Source organism: Priestia sp. D51 (assembly GCF_053345675.1).
In genome coordinates this window covers 67111-89224 of the sequence record NZ_JBLTIR010000001.1, presented here as the reverse complement: position 1 = coordinate 89224, position 22114 = coordinate 67111, and the positions used below count along the sequence as shown (strand labels likewise).

The 22114-nt window shown below is 38.9% G+C and carries 23 protein-coding genes; 5 read left to right on the top strand and 18 right to left on the bottom strand.

Annotation, left to right across the window (positions count from 1 at the left end; all coding sequences use genetic code 11):
• Positions 1 to 20 precede the first annotated feature (20 nt).
• Both ACNHOZ_RS00540 and ACNHOZ_RS00535 read left to right on the top strand, forming a co-directional pair.
• Positions 21 to 662, top strand: a complete 642-nt coding sequence (locus tag ACNHOZ_RS00540) for an acetoin utilization AcuB family protein (RefSeq protein WP_028411811.1) — start codon at positions 21 to 23, stop codon at positions 660 to 662.
• Positions 662 to 1825: an acetoin utilization protein AcuC gene (locus tag ACNHOZ_RS00535; protein WP_028411812.1), complete on the top strand. Its 1164-nt coding sequence runs from the start codon at positions 662 to 664 to the stop codon at positions 1823 to 1825. The genes ACNHOZ_RS00540 and ACNHOZ_RS00535 overlap by 1 nt, the downstream gene beginning before the upstream one ends.
• A gap of 29 nt (positions 1826 to 1854) precedes the next feature.
• Here the strand turns inward: ACNHOZ_RS00535 and motS are convergent, their stop codons facing one another.
• The 7 genes from motS to ACNHOZ_RS00500 form a co-directional block, all read right to left on the bottom strand.
• Complete coding sequence (motS, locus tag ACNHOZ_RS00530) at positions 1855 to 2511, bottom strand: flagellar motor protein MotS (RefSeq protein WP_028411813.1); 657 nt, start codon at positions 2509 to 2511, stop codon at positions 1855 to 1857.
• Positions 2501 to 3304, bottom strand: coding sequence for a flagellar motor protein MotP (motP, locus tag ACNHOZ_RS00525; RefSeq protein ID WP_033579602.1), 804 nt, complete (start codon positions 3302 to 3304; stop codon positions 2501 to 2503). The genes motS and motP overlap by 11 nt, the downstream gene beginning before the upstream one ends.
• A gap of 53 nt (positions 3305 to 3357) precedes the next feature.
• On the bottom strand, positions 3358 to 4356 hold the full coding sequence (gene ccpA / locus ACNHOZ_RS00520) for a catabolite control protein A (RefSeq protein ID WP_013059493.1): 999 nt from the start codon (positions 4354 to 4356) through the stop codon (positions 3358 to 3360).
• Positions 4357 to 4915: 559 nt separating this feature from the next.
• Positions 4916 to 5992: a bifunctional 3-deoxy-7-phosphoheptulonate synthase/chorismate mutase gene (locus ACNHOZ_RS00515; protein WP_028411815.1), complete on the bottom strand. Its 1077-nt coding sequence runs from the start codon at positions 5990 to 5992 to the stop codon at positions 4916 to 4918.
• Positions 5993 to 6219: 227 nt separating this feature from the next.
• Positions 6220 to 6543, bottom strand: a complete 324-nt coding sequence (ytxJ, locus tag ACNHOZ_RS00510) for a bacillithiol system redox-active protein YtxJ (protein ID WP_028411816.1) — start codon at positions 6541 to 6543, stop codon at positions 6220 to 6222.
• Between the two features lie 250 nt (positions 6544 to 6793).
• On the bottom strand, positions 6794 to 7249 hold the full coding sequence (locus ACNHOZ_RS00505; protein ID WP_013059496.1) for a YtxH domain-containing protein: 456 nt from the start codon (positions 7247 to 7249) through the stop codon (positions 6794 to 6796).
• 27 nt (positions 7250 to 7276) lie between these two features.
• Positions 7277 to 7762: a DUF948 domain-containing protein gene (locus tag ACNHOZ_RS00500; RefSeq protein ID WP_028411817.1), complete on the bottom strand. Its 486-nt coding sequence runs from the start codon at positions 7760 to 7762 to the stop codon at positions 7277 to 7279.
• A gap of 282 nt (positions 7763 to 8044) precedes the next feature.
• On the opposite strand from ACNHOZ_RS00500, the gene ACNHOZ_RS00495 reads away from it, so the two are divergent.
• Positions 8045 to 9160, top strand: coding sequence for an aminopeptidase (locus tag ACNHOZ_RS00495; RefSeq protein WP_028411818.1), 1116 nt, complete (start codon positions 8045 to 8047; stop codon positions 9158 to 9160).
• Between the two features lie 40 nt (positions 9161 to 9200).
• On the opposite strand, the gene murC is transcribed toward ACNHOZ_RS00495, so the two are convergent.
• The 8 genes from murC to ACNHOZ_RS00455 all read right to left on the bottom strand — a co-directional run bounded on the left by murC (position 9201) and on the right by ACNHOZ_RS00455 (position 18833).
• A complete protein-coding gene (gene murC, locus ACNHOZ_RS00490) occupies positions 9201 to 10502 on the bottom strand; it encodes a UDP-N-acetylmuramate--L-alanine ligase (protein ID WP_013059499.1) in 1302 nt (433 codons plus the stop codon).
• A 185-nt stretch (positions 10503 to 10687) separates the two neighbouring features.
• On the bottom strand, positions 10688 to 11341 hold the full coding sequence (locus ACNHOZ_RS00485; RefSeq protein ID WP_028411819.1) for a hypothetical protein: 654 nt from the start codon (positions 11339 to 11341) through the stop codon (positions 10688 to 10690).
• Between the two features lie 340 nt (positions 11342 to 11681).
• Positions 11682 to 14783, bottom strand: coding sequence for a DNA translocase FtsK (locus ACNHOZ_RS00480; RefSeq protein ID WP_048019683.1), 3102 nt, complete (start codon positions 14781 to 14783; stop codon positions 11682 to 11684).
• A gap of 429 nt (positions 14784 to 15212) precedes the next feature.
• Positions 15213 to 15818, bottom strand: a complete 606-nt coding sequence (gene ytpR, locus ACNHOZ_RS00475; protein WP_028411821.1) for a YtpR family tRNA-binding protein — start codon at positions 15816 to 15818, stop codon at positions 15213 to 15215.
• A gap of 2 nt (positions 15819 to 15820) precedes the next feature.
• Complete coding sequence (locus ACNHOZ_RS00470; RefSeq protein ID WP_080754456.1) at positions 15821 to 16633, bottom strand: DUF1444 domain-containing protein; 813 nt, start codon at positions 16631 to 16633, stop codon at positions 15821 to 15823.
• 72 nt (positions 16634 to 16705) lie between these two features.
• Positions 16706 to 17023, bottom strand: a complete 318-nt coding sequence (locus tag ACNHOZ_RS00465) for a thioredoxin family protein (RefSeq protein ID WP_028411823.1) — start codon at positions 17021 to 17023, stop codon at positions 16706 to 16708.
• A 153-nt stretch (positions 17024 to 17176) separates the two neighbouring features.
• On the bottom strand, positions 17177 to 17701 hold the full coding sequence (locus ACNHOZ_RS00460; RefSeq protein WP_048019682.1) for a DUF84 family protein: 525 nt from the start codon (positions 17699 to 17701) through the stop codon (positions 17177 to 17179).
• Positions 17702 to 17759: 58 nt separating this feature from the next.
• Positions 17760 to 18833, bottom strand: coding sequence for a M42 family metallopeptidase (locus tag ACNHOZ_RS00455; RefSeq protein WP_013059506.1), 1074 nt, complete (start codon positions 18831 to 18833; stop codon positions 17760 to 17762).
• Between the two features lie 152 nt (positions 18834 to 18985).
• On the opposite strand from ACNHOZ_RS00455, the gene ACNHOZ_RS00450 reads away from it, so the two are divergent.
• Positions 18986 to 19297 carry a PepSY domain-containing protein gene (locus ACNHOZ_RS00450; RefSeq protein ID WP_028411825.1) on the top strand — a complete coding sequence of 104 codons (312 nt, stop codon included), beginning with the start codon at positions 18986 to 18988 and terminating at the stop codon, positions 19295 to 19297.
• Here ACNHOZ_RS00450 and ACNHOZ_RS00445 read toward each other — a convergent pair.
• Together ACNHOZ_RS00445 and trmB are read right to left on the bottom strand one after the other, a co-directional pair.
• Positions 19266 to 20123, bottom strand: a complete 858-nt coding sequence (locus ACNHOZ_RS00445; RefSeq protein WP_048019681.1) for a YtnP family quorum-quenching lactonase — start codon at positions 20121 to 20123, stop codon at positions 19266 to 19268. The two genes, ACNHOZ_RS00450 and ACNHOZ_RS00445, sit on opposite strands and share 32 nt — an antisense overlap.
• Before the next feature lie 75 nt (positions 20124 to 20198).
• The gene (gene trmB, locus ACNHOZ_RS00440; RefSeq protein ID WP_028411827.1) at positions 20199 to 20849 is read right to left on the bottom strand and encodes a tRNA (guanosine(46)-N7)-methyltransferase TrmB; all 651 of its coding nucleotides are present in this window, start codon (positions 20847 to 20849) and stop codon (positions 20199 to 20201) included.
• Between the two features lie 127 nt (positions 20850 to 20976).
• Here trmB and ACNHOZ_RS00435 point away from each other — a divergent pair, with 127 nt between their 5' ends.
• Complete coding sequence (locus ACNHOZ_RS00435) at positions 20977 to 21255, top strand: YtzH-like family protein (RefSeq protein ID WP_028411828.1); 279 nt, start codon at positions 20977 to 20979, stop codon at positions 21253 to 21255.
• A gap of 6 nt (positions 21256 to 21261) precedes the next feature.
• On the opposite strand, the gene ACNHOZ_RS00430 is transcribed toward ACNHOZ_RS00435, so the two are convergent.
• Positions 21262 to 22086 carry a phosphotransferase family protein gene (locus ACNHOZ_RS00430; RefSeq protein ID WP_176344694.1) on the bottom strand — a complete coding sequence of 275 codons (825 nt, stop codon included), beginning with the start codon at positions 22084 to 22086 and terminating at the stop codon, positions 21262 to 21264.
• Between the last annotated feature and the right edge of the window lie 28 nt (positions 22087 to 22114).

The following is a 22114-nucleotide window of genomic DNA, read 5'->3' as shown; positions in this document are numbered from 1 at the left end:
AAGAAAAGGAGCTGTGTCTGATGATTGTTGAAGAGATGATGAAAACCGATCTCGTTACCTTAACCCCCGACCATACGATTGCTGAAGCTATGAAACTTTTAGATACACATAAGATTAGACATATTCCTATCGTTAATGACCTCCATCACGTAGTTGGCATCATTTCTGATCGAGACGTAAGAGATGCAAGTCCATCTATTTTAGATAATACTTATACATCTGCTCTTCTATCCGAACCCGTGCGGATGATTATGAAAACAGAAGTCATTACAGCTCACCCTCTTGATTTTGTTGAAGAAATTGCAAGCATTTTTTATGAACACCAAATCGGTTGTATTCCCGTCACAAAAAACAAGCGGTTAGTAGGAGTTGTTACCGAAAGAGATCTACTACATACGTTTATTCAGCTTACCGGCACTAATAAGCCAGGTTCACAAATTGAAATAAAAGTAGAAAATAAGGCTGGCGTGCTTGCTGAAGTTACATCCCTCTTTGGTTCAAAGAGAACAAACATCTTAAGCGTACTTGTCTACCCTGATGTAGATGAACGATATAAAATCCTTGTGCTTCGCATTCAAGCTATTAATCCATTGATTAGTATAAATACATTAAAAGAAAACGGCTATGAGGTGCTATGGCCTAAATTACCGGAGATGACGTAATGACTAGTAATGCTGTATTTATTTATTCAGATGATATTCTTTCGTACAAATTCAGCAACAATCATCCGTTTAACCAGCTTCGTGTTCAACTAACATATGAACTGTTACGGGAATTTGGCGCTTTAGGCAATCAAGATATTGTATTACCGCGGATGGCATCTGATGAAGAACTTCAGCTTGTCCATGATACTAGCTATATTCAAGCGGTAAAATTAGCAGGAAGCGGCGAGCTTTCTGTTGAAAAAGCAGCAGATTTTGGTCTTGGAACAGAAGATACACCTATGTTTCCCAACATGCATGAAGCCAGTGCGTTTTTAGTTGGGGGTACACTTACGGCTGTAGATTATGTAATGACTGGAAAAGCTAAGCATGCTCTAAATTTAGGAGGAGGATTGCACCACGGCTTTCGAGGAAAAGCTTCCGGCTTCTGTATTTATAACGATAGCGCGGTAGCCATCAAATATATGCAGCAAAAGTACAACGCGCGCGTCCTCTATGTCGATACAGATGCTCACCATGGTGACGGCGTGCAATGGACATTTTATGACGATCCTTCCGTTTGTACTCTTTCCATTCATGAAACGGGACGCTACTTGTTTCCAGGCACGGGAAACGTTAACGAACGCGGGCACAGTGAAGGCTATGGTTATTCATTTAATGTGCCTGTTGATGCTTATACGGAAGATGAGTCTTGGCTCGACGTTTATAAGACCTCTTTAAAAGAAGTAGCTGCTTTTTTTAAACCAGATGTTATCTTGACACAAAATGGAGCCGATTCTCATTATTACGATCCGCTCACTCATTTATGCGGCACCACGAAAATATACCGTGAGATTCCTAAAATTGCTCATGAAATTGCCCATGAATACTGTCAGGGAAGATGGATTGCGGTTGGCGGAGGAGGTTATGATATTTGGCGGGTTGTTCCTCGGGCTTGGTCATTCATTTGGCTTGAAATGATTGAACGAAAGGCAGAAGGCATGCTTCCTCTATCATGGCTTGAAAAATGGACAAAAGTATCGCCTCACCCCATTTGCACGCAGTGGGATGATGAACCTAATATCTATCAGCCAATTCCAAGAAAACCAGAAATAACAGAAAAAAACGCTCAAACTCTTGAGCGCGCTCTTTATCCTATTCGTTCTCATACATCTCATTCTTAAAAAAAGGCTATACAAACGTATGGCCTTTTTCACTGTGCTTCGGGATCTGAAATAATAATTTCGACGCGTCTATTTTTTTGTAAATTGTCATTAGACGTGTTCGGAACAAGCGGCTTTGTATCTCCGTATCCAAGTGCTTCAAAGCGGTTAGCAGAAAGAGAAAAGTGGTTCGTTAAATAACGTATGACGCCGCTGGCACGCGCTGCCGATAGTTCCCAATTAGATGGATAACGATAGGTGTGAATAGGTCGATTATCGGTATGACCTTCTACTTTAATATCATTTGGAATAGTACTGAATAACCTTCCTAATTCATCCAGGAAAGGGGTACCTTTCTTCAAAATGTCTGCCTGTCCTGTTTCAAACAGCACCTGTTCTTGTAAAATAAGCACAACTCCGCGTTCATCTCGCTTAGCAGTAATAACATTCTGAAGCTTATTTTCCTTCAGGTAATTTTGCACTTTCGCTAAAATGTTATCCAGCTTTTGAGACTGCTGGCTCTTTTCTACAGAAGCTAATGAGCCACCGCTTGTAAGCGAATTGACAACGGTCTGAAACTTTTGATTATCAACGCTAGACATTGAAAATAGTAAAATAAAAAAAACTAATATTAACGTCACCAAATCAGCAAATGTTACCATCCATTTTGGCGACTGTGCCGAATACCTTTTTCTTCTACGCTTCACGAACGTGTTCTCTCTTTTCTTCCAGCTTTCGTTTTTCAACAGGGGCAAATACTTTTAGCTTTGCTTGCACAAAGCGAGAATTTTGCCCCGCCTGCAAGCCGATGACACCTTCAATAATCACTTCTTTAACAAAAAGCTCATGCTCCGTTTTACCAGCTAATTTAGCTGCGATTGGCTGAAAAAACAAGTTTGAAAGCAGCGCCCCGTAGAAAGTCGTTAAAAGAGCAATTGCCATGTTAGGCCCAAGCGATGAAGGGGTATTAAGGCTTTTAAGCATTAGCACTAGCCCAACGAGCGTCCCAATCATTCCCCAAGCGGGGGCATAATCGCCTGCTTTTTCAAACATACTTCGACCTCTCGTATGTCTTTCTTCTACTGCAGCTATTTCAGCTTCAAGCAACTCTCGAATCATTTCTGGTTCTACTCCATCAATGGCTAGCAAAATACCTTTTTTCACAAATGAATCATCGATTTGTTCAAGCTCTGCTTCTAGCGATAGAAGCCCTTCTCGACGCGCTTTTTCCGATAAATGTACAAATGTTCCTACAATTTCTTCTACGTTTATTTCTTTCGATTGAAACGCTTGTTTCCCTACTCTTCCCATATTTTTTAATTGTTTTAACGGAAAGCTCACGCACAGCGTACCAAAAACGCCTCCCAGTACAATTAAAATCGATGGCACATCAATAAAAGCTAAAAAACCGCTCATTCCTCCACTTGAAATAACCCCAAACACAACCATAGAGATACCAATTAGTATCCCTATAGGTGTGAGCATATCAATTTTTTTCATATTCTATCTCCCCGTGTCTGAACTTTGGATTCGTTCTTATTCATTCACAGGTATTATTTTGTTGATTGTCTGAACTCGATGCGGTGAGGAAGCTGTACAATGCTGCTGTCTACCGTTTCTTTGTTCATGTATTTCGTTAAGAGACGCATCGCTACTGCACCAATATCATACATTGGCTGTACAACAGATGTTAACTGAGGACGAACCATTGTTGAAAGTCTTGTGTTATCAAAACCGATAACTTCTAGATCGTTTGGTACATTCAACCCGCGATCTTGTGCCCCGTGAATAACGCCTAATGCCATTTCATCCGTTCCAACGAAAATAGCAGTTGGCTTTTCATCTTCTTCTAATAGTTTTTCAACTGCTTCAATACCTGAATCGTACGTGTAGTCTCCTTCTACAATATAAGAATCGCGTACAGGCAATCCGCTTTCAGTAAGAGCACGCTTGTACCCTTTTACTTTTTTCGCATGATTAATCGGTTCTTCTAGCGTACCTGAAACGAATGCAATATTTTTATGACCGCTGTCAATTAGTGATTGCACTGCATCAAAAGCTGCTTGTTCATAATCAATAGTTACAGATGGGATTTGGTTAGTTGATTCGATTGATGCTGCAAGTACAACTGGAACCGGTGATTTTTTTAACTCTTCTACGTGTTCTTCCGTTACATTCCCACTCATGAAGATGATTCCGTCTACTTGTTTACCAAGCATGTTATTTAAAAGATGAAGTTCTTTATCTTGATTTTGGTCGGAGTTACTTAAGATGATATTATACTTGTACATTGTTGCAATATCTTCGATTCCACGCGCTAACTCTGCATAGAAAATATTTGAAATATCAGGAATGATAACTCCTACTGTCGTTGTTTTTTTACTGGCTAATCCACGCGCTACTGCGTTCGGACGATAGCCTAGTCTTTCAATTGTTTCTAATACTTTTTTTCTAGTTGATGGTTTTACATTTGGATTTCCGTTTACCACACGAGAAACCGTTGCCATCGACACGCTTGCTTCCCTTGCTACATCATAAATTGTTACGTTCACAACAAACACTCCTTATCGAAAAACATTTCGTTTATTTTATCCTTATTTCATTTCTTGTATTTACGTATATAAATCCATCTTCCTTTATAGAATGGCTATTTCTAGCTCCTTCACTCTTACATACAGCTTAGATACCCTGTATGCATCTAAATCATTCCTGTTATGCCCTTATTATTACGTGTGCAAAGACAATTTTACCAGTTTATATGTAACAATGTAAAAGACGGTGTATAGTAAGTAAATAAAAAAAGTGAATCGCGAATTTATATCATATGCACTCACAGAATGATAGCGAATATCTGTAACTACTATACGATACTATGTGCTTCACCGCAACGTATTTACCGCCTTTTTCCGACAAGTTTCACGAGAATTTCATAAATTCTTGTTTTTTGGATTTGCACTTATTCTTTCCTATTTTGACAAAAGTTATCGATTGTTTTCAAAATACGTGATAATTTCGCTTATCTTTATTATAACGAAAGGCAAACAAGCTTGAAACCATTAAGTGCCTCAAACTTGTCATAAAAGTATACGAATTTTTCTTTTTTACGTTTTTTTATAAATTTAAGTTACATATAGGTTTTAGCTGCTTCATAAATTCTGTAAATTGCGGAATATCCATTTGCTGAGCTGAGTCAGAAAGTGCTACCGCCGGATCTGGATGAACTTCTGCCATAATTCCATCCGCACCAATGGCAAGAGCCGCTTTAGCCGTTGGAACAAGCAAATCTCGTCTTCCTGTTGAATGCGTGACGTCGACTAAAACAGGTAAATGAGTTTCTTGTTTTAAAATGGGAACGGCTGAAATATCCAGCGTATTTCGCGTTGCTCGCTCATACGTACGAATTCCTCGTTCACACAAAATCAGCTGATCATTTCCTTTTGATACAATGTATTCAGCAGCATTAATAAACTCATCAATCGTAGCGGCTAAGCCCCGCTTTAATAAGACAGGCTTCTTCACCGCACCCGCTTCTTTTAACAGCTCAAAATTTTGCATATTACGAGCACCAATTTGAATCACATCTACGTATTCTACAGCTGTTTCAATATCAGCGGGGTCGACAATTTCACTAATAACGGCTAAATCATATTCGTCAGCTACTCTTTTTAAAATTTGCAGTCCTTCTAAGCCAAGGCCTTGAAAATCATAAGGAGATGTTCTTGGCTTGTAGGCTCCGCCTCTAAGCATCCCCACACCCTGCTGCTTTACGGCTTTTGCTACGGCTGCTACTTGCTCATAGCTTTCAACGGAACAAGGTCCTGCTACAAAACGCTGAAGTCCGTCACCAATTGTTTCTCCTTTTACCGTAACGATTGTATTTTCCGGCTTCTTTTTACGGGATACAAGAAGTGCTTTACGATGATCATCTTCTTGAAGCTCTAAATGAGCTTTGAAAATCTCTTTGAAAATATGTTGAAGCGTAGATGTTTGAAACGGTCCTTCATTCTTGCTTAAAATCGCATCAAGCATTGCTCGTTCACGAACAGGGTCAAACCGTTTGGTTGACTGCATTCCTTTTAATTTTCCTATTTCTTGAACAAGCTCGCCTCGCTCATTAATAAGCTTTAACAGTTTCATATTTACTTCGTCAATTTGAGATCGCAAATGCTGAAGATCTGAATTCGTCATGTACGTCCACCCTTTCACTGATTTTAAAAAATCCGTTTAGCAGGGTTACTACACAAGATGATAGGTGATGGAGGATATATGTAAGGGGCTTCTCTGCTTTTATGTGCTAAACTACATCTATTGTACGAAAAAGTGGATGAAACCGCAATCAGCTTACAAAAAAAACCGAACGATTAATCGTTCGGATCTTCCTTCACCTAAACTGCTTTTGTACCAGCCTCTTTCAATTAATGAGCTACATTTTTCGCTAATTCTTCTTCGTTAATGTTCCAGTGAGAAGCGTGCCACTTCACTTTTCCATCTTCAAACAGAAGCGCTTGAGGTGATTCATGCTTCACTTCATACGTTTCAGCAATATAGTTGGATACGTCTCGTGAATCTTGCACATGAAGATAATAAGAAGGAATGTCTTCATGACTAGAAGCAAACGCTGAAAATGCCTCATGACCAGCTGCACTAATTGGACACGTCGTGCTGTGCTTTAAAAATAAAAAGCGATGGTTTTCCTTAATAACTTGTTCGAACTCTTCAACTGTTGAAATCTTTTTCATTTTTTTCACCCTTTCTGTACTTACTCTTAAGTTTACATGGTTTGACCGTTTCCATACAAAAAGAGTGCTCAGCTTTATGTATAATGCTAATGAATTTATTTATAAGGTGAAGTTATTTTCAGCATAGAAAGAAAAGAACTTGTTAAATTAAAATCCCTCTGATGAAACTAACATTTACTTGCCGTTACCCAACCTAAATTACATACAAAAAAAGCGTTCACCCTATAGGGTAAACGCTTTTGATTCTTTATTATGGTCGTGGCACTGTGCTTTCCACTTCATCTAATGCTTTTTGAGCTTCTGTTAGCTTCTGTTGAACGTCTTCGTTGCTTTGAGACTCCACTTCATCAGCAAGCACTTCTAAGCTCGTTGGAGGTAATGCTTCGTGTTCAGGATCTACTTTACGGAAGTTTTTTACTTTGTCCACTACTTGTGAAGATTGCTCAGATAATGTTTGTGATAAACCAGCCGTTTTTTCTTTAGCCGTTTGAGCAAACCCTTGTCCTTTTTCAACAGCGCTGTTTTTCGCTTGCTCTGTTTTTAAACGAACGTAAGCTGCCTGCTCATTTAAATCCGAACGGAACTCTTTACCTGATTTTGGAGCAAGTAATAATGCCGTTGCAGCTCCTACAACTCCTCCAATCACTGTTCCTACTAAAAAGCCTTTATTTGAAGTGTTGTTTGGTTTATTTGGTTTGTTTGACATATGCGTCTCCTCCTTTAAAGTTCATCCTTATGAAAATGAGCGTGAGCGTTGAACCGCTTTTTCTTTTACTTCAACAGGTACAGGCTCCGCGTCAATTTTTTTCTGTTTTCTTAATTTTATACGTTCCCATACGTCTAATGCAACATTGCTCCATTGAACGACTTGAGCAACAGTTTCTTTATTTTCTTCTACTTTCTCTGAAACGCTTGATGATACGCTTTTAATCGACTTATTTAGGTCTTGGATTGAGTCACCTACGCCTTTAACAGAATCCACGACTGTGTTCAGCGCTTCGGATTTACGCTGAATATCTTCAGCTAACAGATTAGTCTTATGTAAAAGTGCAGTTGTTTCAGCTGTGATTCCTGTCATTTGCTTTTCTACACCGTCTAAAGTACCTGCCACTGAATTTAATGTGTGCTGAACGGATTTCAATGTTTTTGACACGGAAACCACCAGGTAAAAAATCGCAATGGCAACAATAGCAGCGCTTAAATAAAGAATAATAACCATCTGTGCAAGGCACCTCCTATTTTTATCTCTCTTGTTATAACTACTTTCCCAATTTTATAAACAATTAAACCTTCTATTCCCTATAGACTCTTTAACTTTACCATATTCTCTCTGCATTTATTCATAAAAAGGGAAGATTGCTACATTATTTCGCGATATATGAGTTATTTCCCTTCCTAAAGAAAAAAAGGATTTTAAAGCATAAAAACAAACAAAATAAGCTCAGTGGGGTACAATAGAAAGTGAATCATCAATCATTGTTATTTTAAGGAGGCACTATTTATGAAAGACCCTAGAATTGCAACATTAGCTAAAAATTTAATTAATTATTCTGTTCGCCTTCAAAAAGGAGAAAAAGTATTAATCGAAAACTTTGGACTTCAGCGCGAGCTTGTGACAGCACTTGTAGATGAAGCGTACAAGGCTGGTGGCTACCCGTTTGTACTGCTAAAAGATCATTCGGTAGACCGAGCTCTTTTAAACGGTGCACAAGAAGAGCAGTACAATATGATGGCAGACTTCGAAGCAAATGTGATGAAAGAAATGGATGCTTATATTGGCTTACGTTCTGGTTCAAACATTTTTGAACAATCAGATGTTCCGGCAGATAAAATGAAAATCCAAGGGAATACGATCGGTAAAAAAGTACATAGAGAAATTCGCGTTCCAAAAACAAAATGGGTCGTTCTTCGCTACCCAAACGATTCAATGGCGCAGCTTGCTAAAATGAGTACAGAAGCATTTGAAGATTTTTATTTCGATGTATGCAACTTAGACTATGGCAAAATGAGCAAAGCGATGGATGCTTTAGTTGAGCTCATGAACCGTACGGACAAAGTGCGTTTAACGGGTGAGAATACAGACTTAACGTTCTCTATTAAAGATATTCCTGCAGTGAAGTGTGCCGGAGAAATGAATATTCCGGACGGTGAAGTATACACGGCTCCTGTACGTGATTCTGTAAACGGAACAATTTCTTACAACACTCCTTCTAACTATCAAGGCTTTACGTTTGAGAATGTATCCTTAACATTTAAAAACGGTAAGATTGTTGAAGCAACCGCTAATGATACAGAACGCATCAACGGCATTTTTGATACAGATGAAGGCGCACGTTTTGTTGGCGAATTTGCGATTGGCGTAAATCCGTATATTCAACATCCAATGCAAGACATTTTATTTGATGAAAAAATTGACGGAAGCTTCCACTTCACTCCTGGCGAGTGCTACGAAGATGCGTATAATGGAAACAAGTCAAATATTCACTGGGATATGGTGATGATTCAGCGCCCAGAATACGGTGGCGGTGAGATTTATTTCGATGACGTGTTGATTCGTAAAGACGGGCTATTTGTCATTGAAGAATTAAAAGCGTTAAATCCTGAAAATTTGAAATGAGTTTTGAAATAAAAAAAGGCACTCAGGAGAGTGCCTTTTTTTATGATACGGTCTGCTGATATAGTTTTTCAAACTTTTGAATGTCTCCAGCACCCATAAATACTAATACAGCTTCATTATGGTCTTTTAACGATTCAATTGTTTCTTCATTAATTAATTCAGCTCCGCTGATTTTGCTTCGTAGATCTTCAATTGATAATTTACCTTGATGCTCACGGGCTGATCCAAAAATGTCACATAGATATACTTTATCAGCGTGCTGTAAGCTTGCTGCAAAGTCCTCTAAGAACGTTTGTGTACGCGTAAACGTATGCGGTTGGAAAACAGCCACAACTTCACGGTTTGGATACTTTTGACGAGCAGCTGAAATCGTTGCATTAATTTCCGTTGGATGGTGTGCATAATCATCGATTAGCACTTGTTTGCCAACGTTCTTTTCGCTGAAACGACGCTTTACACCTTGATATGTTTTAAAACGCTCTTGCAGCACAGCAACGTCAATTTCTTCATAATGACAAAGTGCAATAACGGAAAGTGCATTTAAGATGTTATGGTCGCCATACCCTGGAATCTCAAATGATGCGTGGAATGTATTTCGAACGAACACGTCAAATGTTGTGCCTGTTGTGCTTTTTACGATATTACGTGCTTGGAAATCATTTTCTTCGCCTAATCCGTAATAAAGAACAGGTACCTTCGCTTGAATTTGCTGAAGATGTTCATCGTCACCACAGGCAATAATTCCTTTTTTGACTTGAAGTGCCATCTCTTGGAACGCGCTAAATACATCATCGATATTGGCAAAATAATCAGGGTGATCAAAATCAATATTCGTCATAATTGCATAGTCTGGCGTATAAGATAAGAAGTGGCGGCGATACTCACATGCCTCAAACGCAAAATACTTGCTGTCTTTTACACCTTTACCCGTACCGTCTCCAATTAAATATGAAGTAGGTTCAGCTCCTTGAATCACATGCGCTAACATACCCGTTGTGGATGTTTTTCCGTGTGCTCCTGTTACGGCTACACTCGTATACTGTTTCATAAAGTCACCTAAGAAACGGTGATAGCGTACAAGCTTGACTCCTTCTTTTGAAGCTGCTTCTGCAATTTCTTCATGCGTATCAGGAAAAGCATTTCCTGCAATTACAGTCATGCCGTCTTTAATATTATTTTTATCAAATGGTAAAACAGGAATTCCCTGCTGTTCTAGTGCTTTTTGCGTAAAAATTTCTTTTTCAATATCCGATCCTTGAACTTGAAAGCCCATATCGTTTAGGATTTGCGCAAGCGCACTCATTCCTGTTCCTTTAATACCTACAAAATGGTAAACTGTCATATAAAGAACCTCCAACATTCGTCTATCTGTAAGACAGTATATGACGGTTATCTAGAATTGCTCTTACAAACGTATATAAATGTCGTTTGATTGCTGATTTCACGATAACATTCGTACATTATATCACTTCTTATAACATAACTCCATGACTCCATTTCTACTCTCTTCCATTGCGAAACGGCCTTTTATTTTGGCTTCATCACATAGTATATAGCCTGCTGTTTTAAAAACGATCGCCATGTCATTGCATTTTTTTTGTCATTATATTGGGTTACTAACTGTTCAATGCGTTGTTTATGTCCTAAAAAGAAAGAGTCAATTAACACGTCATATCCGATTGATTTTATTTTTCGAATCCAAATTACTTGTTGTTCCTCTAAATTTGCAAATCTTCCTCTTACATCTTTGATGATAACCTGCTCATTTGTCAATGGGGTATATCCTTTTAAGAAAAACGAATTAGGTACTTTAGACACAATAATTGGCTCTAGTACACTCGTCAAAAAAAAGGCTCCTTGAATTAAAAACGACTCTGTTTTCTGCTTCGCCTGATCAGCTAAAAACAGCTGCAGCAGGGTTTTCCCCTGAATGGTTACATATTCAAATGCAAACCACTGAAAAAATAATTGTTCATGGGAATCAGATAGAGCCGCCTCATGAGGCAAGTTTACTAACTCTTTAAATAGATGTGAAGCCCGCACTTTTTCTCGTATATTCGTATAGCGGTTCACAAAAAAGAAATATTGATTGTAAAAGTCGCAAATAGCATTATCAGACTGAAGCTGCTTTTGTTCACGAATTTCATTAAAGTTAATCAGTTCATGATTTTCTTCTGTCATTACTCTTCACTCGTACTCTAATTATTTTGGTTTGTCCTCTTTAAACGCCTTCAGCTCATATGTTTCAGCTGGTGAGAAATGATAGCAAACTATCACATGCTAAAAAAGCAAAACACACATTATCCTTACATATAGTAAATCATTTTACTAGTTCTGACAAACCTTTTCCTTTTTTTCCTGATGGATTTCTTCCAAAATCCCTACTCAAATTCTGTATAAACGAACTTAAAGGAGGAAAAAAAGAGGCGGCGGATACAGTGACAGAGCGTTAGCTCACATAAAGCTGTATCCTGCTGATTTTGCATAGCCTCTTTTTTTAACCTACATGCAGAAAAACAGCTTAAAATGTAGAAGTGGCTGTTTGACTTTCCATTTCCTGAAGCTCGTTTTCGGTAATGAGTACATCTCTCGGCTTGCTTCCTCTTGCTTCTGAAATAATTCCTTGCTGCTCCATCATATCAATTAGGCGCGCTGCGCGATTGTACCCCATTCTGAAGCGTCTTTGCAGACTGGAAGTAGATGCACCGCCTTGGTCTAGCACAAACTCGCATGCTTCATAGAAAAGCTCATCTTCTTCATTTGAAGCAAAGCTTTGCTGCTTTTTCAACAAATCTTCTTGATCAAATAAGTATGTTGGCTTCATTTGCTTTTTGACATGATCTACAACGCGATCAATTTCTTCATCTGAAACAAAGTTCCCTTGAATTCGAACGCTTTTAGAAGATCCGTTTTCAAGAAGCAGCATATCACCTTTACCTAATAGCTTCTCTGCTCCTCCTGTGTCGATAATTGTACGTGAATCAACTTGCGAAGAAACAGAAAATGCGATACGCGTTGGCACATTTGCTTTAATTAAGCCTGTAATAACATCTACGGAAGGACGCTGCGTTGCAAGCAATAAGTGAATGCCACACGCTCTTGCCTTTTGTGCAATACGGCAAATAGCTTCCTCTACTTCCCCTGGAGATACCATCATCAAGTCGGCAAGTTCATCAATAATAATAACTAGATACGGCAGCTCCCCGCTTTTTTCATTATGTTCTTTTACACGTTCGTTGTATTTTGTAATATCACGTACGCCCGCATGTGCAAACAGTTCGTAACGGCGCTCCATTTCCTCTACTGCCCACTTTAAAGCTGTAGTAGCTGCTTTCGCATCCGTGATAACCGGGCTGACTAAATGCGGAATGCCGTTGTAAGGAGCTAGCTCAACCATTTTAGGGTCAATTAACATAAGCTTGACTTCGTGTGGCGCAGCTTTATAAAGCAAGCTGACGATAATGGTATTAATACACACACTTTTACCAGACCCCGTCGCTCCAGCAATTAAACCGTGAGGCATTTTGTTCAAGTCAGTCACAACCGGCGTTCCTGAAATATCTAACCCTAACGCCACCGTTAAAGGAGAGTTATCTTTTCTAAAAGAAGGATGCCTCAAAATTTCGCGAATTAACACCGGCTTACTTTGACGATTTGGCACTTCAATTCCAATCGTATTTTTCCCTGGAATTGGCGCTTCAATTCGAATATCACGCGCGGCTAGGCTCAGTTTAATATCATCTGTTAAATTCGTAATTTTGTTCACTTTCACACCGGGTTCAGGATGTACTTCAAATCTGGTTACGGTAGGACCTTGCGTGACGTTTACGACCTTAGCTCGAACGTTAAAGTTTTTTAATGTCATATCCAAAAGCTCACGCTGCTCATCCGCCCATTGATTATCTTCTTCAATAGCAGCTGGAGGAATGTTAAGCAAGTTCATTCCAGGAAATGTATAAGGAGAAGAAGCTTTTACATTTACAGGTTCTTCAGATTTTAATGAAGCCTGCGGAACCGCTTCTTCGGTTTTTTCACCGTGAACTTCTTCTTGCCTACTTACTTCCGTTTTTTTTTGCAGAGCTTCTGCCTTCGGCGTTTGGTATGAACCTTGGGACGGCTGACTTTTTTCTCGAGCGCTGTTATCCATCTTTGTGCGGTCTTTTTTCAGCATCATCACGTTAAAAGGCACTAATCGCTTACCGCGAGCTCGTTCAGCATTCCCTGGCTGTTCTGCAGGTACAAGAGGTTCTACAGCTGACTCTTGCTGTACTTGTCCTTGTAACTCTTGACTTTCTTGCATCCTGCTCTCTTCCTCTTTTATCACTGAATTTTCAAGCTCTCGGTGCACAACAGCGGATACCGCTTCTGGTTGCCATTCATCAGCTGCGGGTTGCGATGGATGTAAACTTTCAGAATTCAGCTTATGTTCTGCTTCAACATGAACACTGTTTGTTGGCTCTTCTAGAATGACGTGACTTTCTTTTTCAGCGGCTGGAACTTCTTCTCTCTTTCTAGGCTTTAGTGCTTCTACTTCTTCTGCTTGTAAAAACGCTGGGCTTTCTTCCATCAACGTTTCTGCTTCTGCCTCTTCAGCTTCATTTCCGATCTCTTGTTGGAAAGAAACGGATGATTCAAACGGAGGCGTTTCCTTTGAAATTGGAGCCTCTTCAGCTACTGCTGTTTCTTCCGCCAAATCCCAGTCGGTAGCTTTCTCTTTTGCCACTAACGGTTCGACCGCATGTGATTCTTCAAAAGTTGGAACCTCTTCCTGTTCTTTTACGGCTACTGAAGAACTTGGCTTTTCTTCAGGAAATGATATCTTCTCTTTTTGATTTTCCTCATATTGCTTCCACTGAGCAAAACGCTGAGAAGACAGTTGCATCATTTCTTCCGTTTCTTGAATCTGTGCTTCTTCCGCTATAGGCTTAGAAACTGGTTTTCTTAACGGCTCTACAACAGACGTATTCATCGCTCGTCGGTAAATTTCATCTTCAAACGCTGCTTTTGATAACTGTGTACTCGGAAGCTCATATTCTACTACTTCCTCACTTCCGTTTTGTACAACATTAGAAGGCCGCTTATTAAACCCATAAACAGGTGAAGGGATTTCAGTCGGACGGAACGGACGTTTTCTTACTTGCGGAATCGCTTCTTTCTTTTCAGATACCGCTTTTAACGGCTGAGATACTGACTTAGGCTGCGTTAGCGCCGACTTGCGAACAGGCTCTTGATAAAACGGAGCCGGTGCCTTTTTTGCTACAGGCCTTGGTTCATTTTTAGGAGCTGCTGCCTTTTTTGCTTCTCCCGTATCATCAATTAAAGGGAAACGAAACGTTCCTTTTGGGTATTGATAAGCTACTTTTGTATGAACATCTTGCTGCTCTTCACTGTAATTCCGCTTTTGCGTTCTGGCCGAGTGTGGAACAGAAGGTTTTGGCGCTGCTTTCATCACTGGCTTTTGATGAACTGACTGCATTTGTTTAGGCTTAGTAGCCTTCTTTTTAGGAATTGTTTTTTCTCTATTTAAAGGGTATTCTTCCGTTGTATTTCCATGTTCGTCTACAACGATTTCTTTCACTTCGTATCCTAGTAAATAATCCATTACTTTTCGTACAAAACCCATTTTTATCACTCTTTCTATCAGACTATCTTACTTCGTTTAGCCTCTTATATCGCAGTGCTGCGACATCTACAAAAAGCTATCCATGCATCCTTTATTTACCTTTGGCCTCAAAGTATTCTCTGAGATGGATATATATACTATCTTTTCATTTATCATTCTATCACGTATGCTTGAACTCTTACTATAAAATCTACTATTTTGCTTCCCTTATTTATACAGTAAAATTCCTCTTTGCAAAAATATTTTTTCATGTTTAATTAGCACTCATAATTAAACGCGAAAAAAGCCACTAGTCTATACTAGTGGCTTTTAATTTTATCAAACCTTTTTAAGAATTGACAATTGCTTTTCAGCAACTGTAACGCTTTGAAATATACGTGTAAAAAAACATCCTGCTTTTGCCCTATAAATTAGTATCACACTCTGCTTTTATGCTTGAAAAGGCTGACCTACTTCATATTTGTCTTCAAGTACTAAAATCCCTTTTTCTTGAGGAGCGTTCGGAAGCGCCAGCTCTTTAGCAGAGCAAATCATGCCTGAAGAAGGTACACCGCGCAGCTCTGCATCTTTAATGATCATACCGCTTGGCATAACCGCTCCTACTTTTGCTACGACGACTTTTTGACCTGCGTCTACATTTGGTGCTCCACATACAATTTGAAGTGTTTCTGTGCCAACATCTACTTTACAGATGTTTAGCTTATCTGCATTTGGATGCTTTTCTTTTTCTTGAACATATCCAACTACAAACTTAGGAGATAAATCCACTTCAAGTTTACCTTCAAAACCGCTTTCGCTAAGTACACGATTTACTTCTTCCACCATTTCTTCTGTTAATTCAAGAGAACCATTTCCCTCTACTTTTAACTTAGAAGAAGCATGAAAGATGTTATAGCCAGCCGTTGTATTTGATTTTTGATCAAAGATACGCACAACGTCGCTTTTTGTTTCAAACGTGCGATTTTCAATTGCAATATCTTCTAGCTTGACGATTAACGTATCGCCGATACCTTCTTTATTATAAAAAAGATTCATAATTAGTCCCGTCCTTTACTGCGATTTTTTCCTAGAATAAAAATAGGTTCTAGCTCACCGTTTTCGTATAAAAATGAAAGAGCTGTGATGGGTACACGTCCACTTGCAAAAAAGCTCATGGTCATTTGCGCAAGAATATCATAACCCGTTTCGTTTTGGATATCAGCTAGAATCAGCACATCTTGATGAGGTACTGCTACAGCCATTGTGCCCGAAACACTAGAAGCAAAATCTTGCAAAAATGCCTCGTTAAGAATTCGGCTTGCATCGTATCCATCGTTCTGATTTACAAAATAAAAGTCATTGCCTGCTACCGTATCTTTTTTATGTGAAATCGGCAAAGAGCGAAGATTAAATTTAGCCATTTCCCGCACTGCGGATAGATCTAAATTTTCCTTACGAATTAGTTTCTCATCTAATAGACGATATGTATTGCCTAAATCAAGCGCATAATAAATGCGTGTTTCAGCTGTATGTTCATCATAAATCAACGGCACGTCTTCATTCGATTTATCCGGAAAAGACGTTGAGCGAATAACTGGATAAATGCGCTTTTCTTTTCCCGTTACCTGCTGTTCATCGTTCATAACACGAAGAGCTTCTTTTATATAATATACCATTTCATCTAGAGCCGCTTCCTTTTTTTCTTCCCATTTTGCAATTAACCCAGGTAAAGAAATGGTTACACCTTTTTTCGTTTCCTTATGTTCAACGCGAAGCGTATCTTTTTCACGGTCAAATAAAAATGACCAATCCGCACCCGTTAATCGCTCTTCAAGTAGCTTTCTCATCTTTTGACTATTCATTTTCGCCATATTTACGCCTCCTTTTCTCATTTTTATGTATGAAGACTGATAGCAATTTATCGCTATCAGTCTTCACTTGTTTTATGCATTTAAGCCGTTAATGAACTCTTCAATTTCTTCTTTTGTTTTACGGTCTTTGCTGACAAAACGTCCTGTTTCTTCTCCGTTGCTGTAACCAACAAAGCTTGGAATACCAAAGATGCTTAATTCTGCACAAAGATCGATAAAGTCGTCGCGATCCACATAGTGAAATGTATACTCGCTATGATTCGCCTCAATTTCTGGAAGCACAGGCTCGATTACTCGGCAATCTGGGCACCAGTCTGCTGAAAACATCATGATATGCTTTCCCTCTTTAATGACTTCTTTGTATTGTTCAATTGTTTGCATTTTTTCCATTTTTCTTTCCTCCACTTTTTCTTTTACTTTCGTATTTAAACGGCTAAAGCCCTATACATTTTTTGATCCTTCTACATCAAAACATAGTATATGAGTTGTTGCAACTATCATACACTGATGCTTTTCTATTATAAAGGGTTACAAAGGAATTTCCTATTGAACAGCTTGATTTGTCCTAAAATCCAGCTGTCCTTTTAGCATTAAAACAACCTGATAAAACATAGAAGTCCGATCTAAATTCCCATTGGTGAAAATGCCGATTGCTCCTTCTTTTTTTCGAATATTTTTTTTGTTTGTATACACTTCCATAGCTTCGGCTAATTCTTTTTTATCATGACGAAGCATGTCGGCTACCGCTTCAGGAAGCCGAATACGAGCTCCTCCACCTAAAATCGGTTCAAGGTCCTTAGAGGTAACAAGACTTCCCCAATTGCAAAGGAATAAGCCATGAGGTGTTTCCTGCACCCCTCCTTCGAGCCCAATGCCGATATCAGCACCTGTCTCTTTAACAGCAGCACGCGCGCGGTTAATCGCTCCTTGGATGGTTTCTTCATCAGAAAAAGGCTGTGGTGACACCCCGGACTGCACGTCTACCTCTACATATGTAAAAGTATCTCCAAATACTTTTTTTACTGCATTTATTTTTGTTGGATTCTTCGTTCCGATTGCAATTTTCATTTTTTTCTCCTGTCATGATGAAACAAAGCAACCGCAAAAGCAGCTGCTTTGTTCTTCTTTATCCGTTTTGTTTAATCGTATCAAGCGTTGTTTGGTCTGTAGAGCGTACAAGTTTGACTAATAATTCTTTTGCAGCTGCATAGTCATCCACATGAATCATAGATGCATGGGTATGAATATAACGTGAACATACGCCGATCACTGCAGAAGGAACTCCGTTATTAGAAGTATGAACGCGCCCTGCATCCGTACCTCCTGGAGAAACGAAGTATTGATAAGGGATGCTGTTTGTCTCCGCTGTATCTAAAATAAATTCTCTCATTCCTCTATGTGTGACCATCGTACGGTCAAAGATACGAAGTAATACGCCTTTTCCTAATTGTCCAAATGCATTTTTATCGCCTGACGTATCGTTAGCAGGACTAGCATCTAGTGCATAAAACAAATCCGGTTTAATCATATTCGCAGCTGATTGAGCACCGCGAAGTCCTACTTCTTCTTGAACAGTAGCTCCAGAATATAAGATATTTGGCAATTTTTCATTTTTTACTTCTTTTAATAATTCAATCGCAAGTCCGCACCCATAGCGGTTATCCCATGCTTTTGCCAGTATTTTCTTTTCATTTGCCATTGGCGTAAACGGACAAATCGGTACAATTTGATCGCCAGGACGAATGCCCATTTCTGCTACTTCCTGCTTGCTATCTGCGCCCACATCAATCATCATATTTTTAATGGCCATTGGCTTGTTGCGCTGTGATTCGTCTAATAAATGGGGAGGGATAGAAGCAATTACGCCGGTGATAGGACCTTTTTTTGTCACAACATGGACGCGTTGAGCTAGAAGTACTTGACTCCACCATCCTCCTAGAGTTTGAAAACGAAGCATTCCTTTATCAGTTACAGACGTAACCATAAATCCTACTTCGTCCATATGTCCTGCTACCATTACTTTAGGACCTTTTTCTTCATTATAGCGAACGCCGAATAAACTTCCTAACCCATCTTGAATGACTTCATCTACAAGGGGTTCAATTTGCGAGCGCATAAATGAACGTACTTGATGTTCGTTTCCAGCGGCACCTGGTAACTCCGTTAATGTTTTAAATAGAGATAGCGTTTCATTGTTCATATATACTCTCCTTTATGTATCATTTTCTTTATTGTATCGAAAACCGGAAATAGTTGCTAGTTCCGTCCTTCTCTTCTATGACTCAACTTAACAAAGCATTCGACAATTTGATATAATGATGAAAACATATCCTTAAAAAGCAGGTGAATAACGTGAAATGGACTCAACTAATAGCAGGAGCTGCAGTCGGATTTGCAAGCGCTTATATTATTCAAAAAAGAACGTCGTCAATTTCCTCATCGGAAGCCCTTACGATTGTTAAAAGCGCTTTTAAACAAAATGGGGCAATCGACGGCTCATGGATTGAAACGACGACTAAGGTCATTCAAAAGCATGGTCTCTCTTTTTATGGTTATACAGGTGGAATTATCAGAACACGTGATGCAAAACAGGAACATTACGAGTTTTTCATTGATAAAAAAAGCGGTGCTATTATTGAATTGACGCTGAATACACCCGTTTAATTTCGTCAACTATTTCTCCTTTGTTATCCCATTTTACAGCTCGATAAAAAGCATCATGATAAAAACTTAGCCAAGCTTGATGCTCATAGGCATAAGCTAACCAGTGCTGCTTTTGTTCAATCGAAGTCATTGGATAGTCATCATATGCCATTACCCATAAGACATTTTGATGTGCATGTGTTGGCAAAAGATCGCCCATGTGCACTAAGATGTCATTGTTTCCTTTTAATATAACTACAGCATGACCATCGCTATGACCGCCGGTATGATGAACCGTTACTCCAGGCACAATTTCATCTTTGTCGCTAAATGTTATTACTTGATGCTGAATAAATTCCCAATTTTGTTTCCAATACGTATTTTTAGAACGTATATTAGGATTCCTCATTTCATTCCACTCGATGTCACTAACAAAAATTCTTGCATTTGGAAAAGCAGAGGAAAAGTTTCCGTTGATACATTTTGTTAAGCCTGACACATGATCAAAGTGGAGATGCGTCATAATGATATGAGTAATATCTTCGCACGTGAACCCTAACTTTTGTAAGTCTTCAGCAATAAATGATTCTTCCGTTACGCCAAAATGACGCTTTTTTTTCTCATCCAACATCCCATTTCCTATACCTGCATCAATTAACATGAGGTGTTTTTCAGTTTGAACGAGCAAAGGATCAGTCCTCATGGGAATTCGATTCCCGTCTGAAATGGGATATTTTTTTGTCCAAAGCTCTTTTGGAACAACACCAAACATTGCCCCTCCATCTAAATGATTATTCCCTCCACGAAGCCATGTAACTTTTAATTCGCCTATTGTTAGCGTTTCCATTTTACACCTCCATTATATTCCTTTTTATTTTATCACTATCCCCTTCTCTTTTTGAACAAAAAAAGACTGAGGAACTCAGTCTTTTTCATTCAGGTATTTTACTTCACAGCGGTAAATGCGGCTGCCTTTTTGCGAAAATTTCTCTTCATATTCCGTCATAACATTGCCTTCAAAATCGCTTTTATGCAAATCTAAGCTAATGTACTTGAGAAGAAGTCCATATTCTGAAAAGCTTGTCAATGAATACTCAAATAGCCCTTGATTATCTGTTTTAAAGTGAATTTCTCCACCATCAACCAGTAGATTTTCATACATGCTTAAGAACGTTTTGTATGTTAAGCGGCGCTTGGCATGTCTCTTTTTTGGCCATGGATCAGAGAAATTGAGATAAACGCGACCCACATCATTTTTTGCAAAAAACTCACTAAGATGGTTAGCATCTACATTCAACAACTTTAAATTTGGAAGCTCTTCTTCAATCAATCGTTCTAGAGCACTTAAGATGACACTTTCATACATTTCAATTCCAATATAGTTGATATGCGGATTTTGTTTAGCCATCCCTACTAAAAATTGGCCTTTTCCTGTTCCTACTTCAATATGAAGAGGATTTTCATTTCCAAAAACTTCTTTCCAGTTTCCTTTATACTCCGCTGGATTTGGAACCACGTATTGGGGATTTTCAGCAATTTTATCTTTTGCCCAAGGTTTGTTTCGTAATCTCATGTTGCACCTCTTTAATTTATTTTGACGCATTGAAAATGTCGGTTATTCGAAACAACCGACATTTTCATGCATAATTGTGTTTAGATAGAAAAAAATAAGAGCATCATACGAGAAAGGATGATGCTTAATGCCTTTAAATGCCGAACACCAAATGAATATAGTAAAAGATATTTTATCTAATCATCAAAGTGATTGCTGCGGAACGGTTGCGGAATGTGAACAGGTTGAACGTTTAATTCAATCAATGTTAGCAAAAGGATATGCTAGCACAGACGTACAAGCAACACTACAAAACGTTTATAAATACACGCAAGATGCAAAAAGTGCTGCTCATTTAGACGAACATATTCAAACCAATCAACAAAATTTATCACAATGGGTCCAAGAACTATCTACCTTGTCATAACCTTTGCTACTGTGCTTGAATGTCGTTGACGAGCAACATCCGAAGATATTCAAGCCAGTAATTCATTTCAGAATGTTCATTTTTCGAACGATGCCATTCAATGAATAAAATGGTTTGACTTATCACATACCACTTCATTCTCGTTTTCAAGTTCTCAGTTAGTTCAACCCCATAATGCTCAAGCCATTCTTCCCACTGAGATGGATTGATGTACCAATAAAGCAATAAACCTAAATCAATAGCAGGATCTGCAATCATCGCTCCGTCCCAATCGATTAAATATAGCTGCGTATTCTCTCCAAGCATCCAGTTATTGTGGTTCACATCACAGTGACATACCACATATTTATCTGTCTGAATGGACGGAAGCTCTGCTTGTAAATAGCTGATTCCCTGCTCTACAATACTCTCTTTTTGAAGTCGCTCGTCCACGTTCTCTAGAATATCGGCTAGCACGTCTCCGGGAAGAAGCGGTGTTTTCCCTAACCTTTTCAACATATCTAATAACTCGTTTGAATGATGAATTTTACTAAGCAATTCTGTCACTCGACTCGAATTCATATCTTTTGGTTTTAATTCTCGACCATCTAGCCAGTGCTGAGCTGTGATCACATCTCCATTTTCCATTCGTCTTGTCCACACGAGCTTCGGTACAATTCCTTCAGCTGACAATACTGCTAAAAAAGGTGATGAATTACGCTTTAAAAAAAGCTTTCGGTCTTGAAATTTTGCAAAATAAGCTTCTCCTGTCGCTCCGCCAGCAGGAGTAATTTCCCATTCGCTTCCTAATATATCTTCCAACCAATTCACCTTCAATTTCAACACACACATTTCGTTTAAAAATTTCACTCAATAAAGC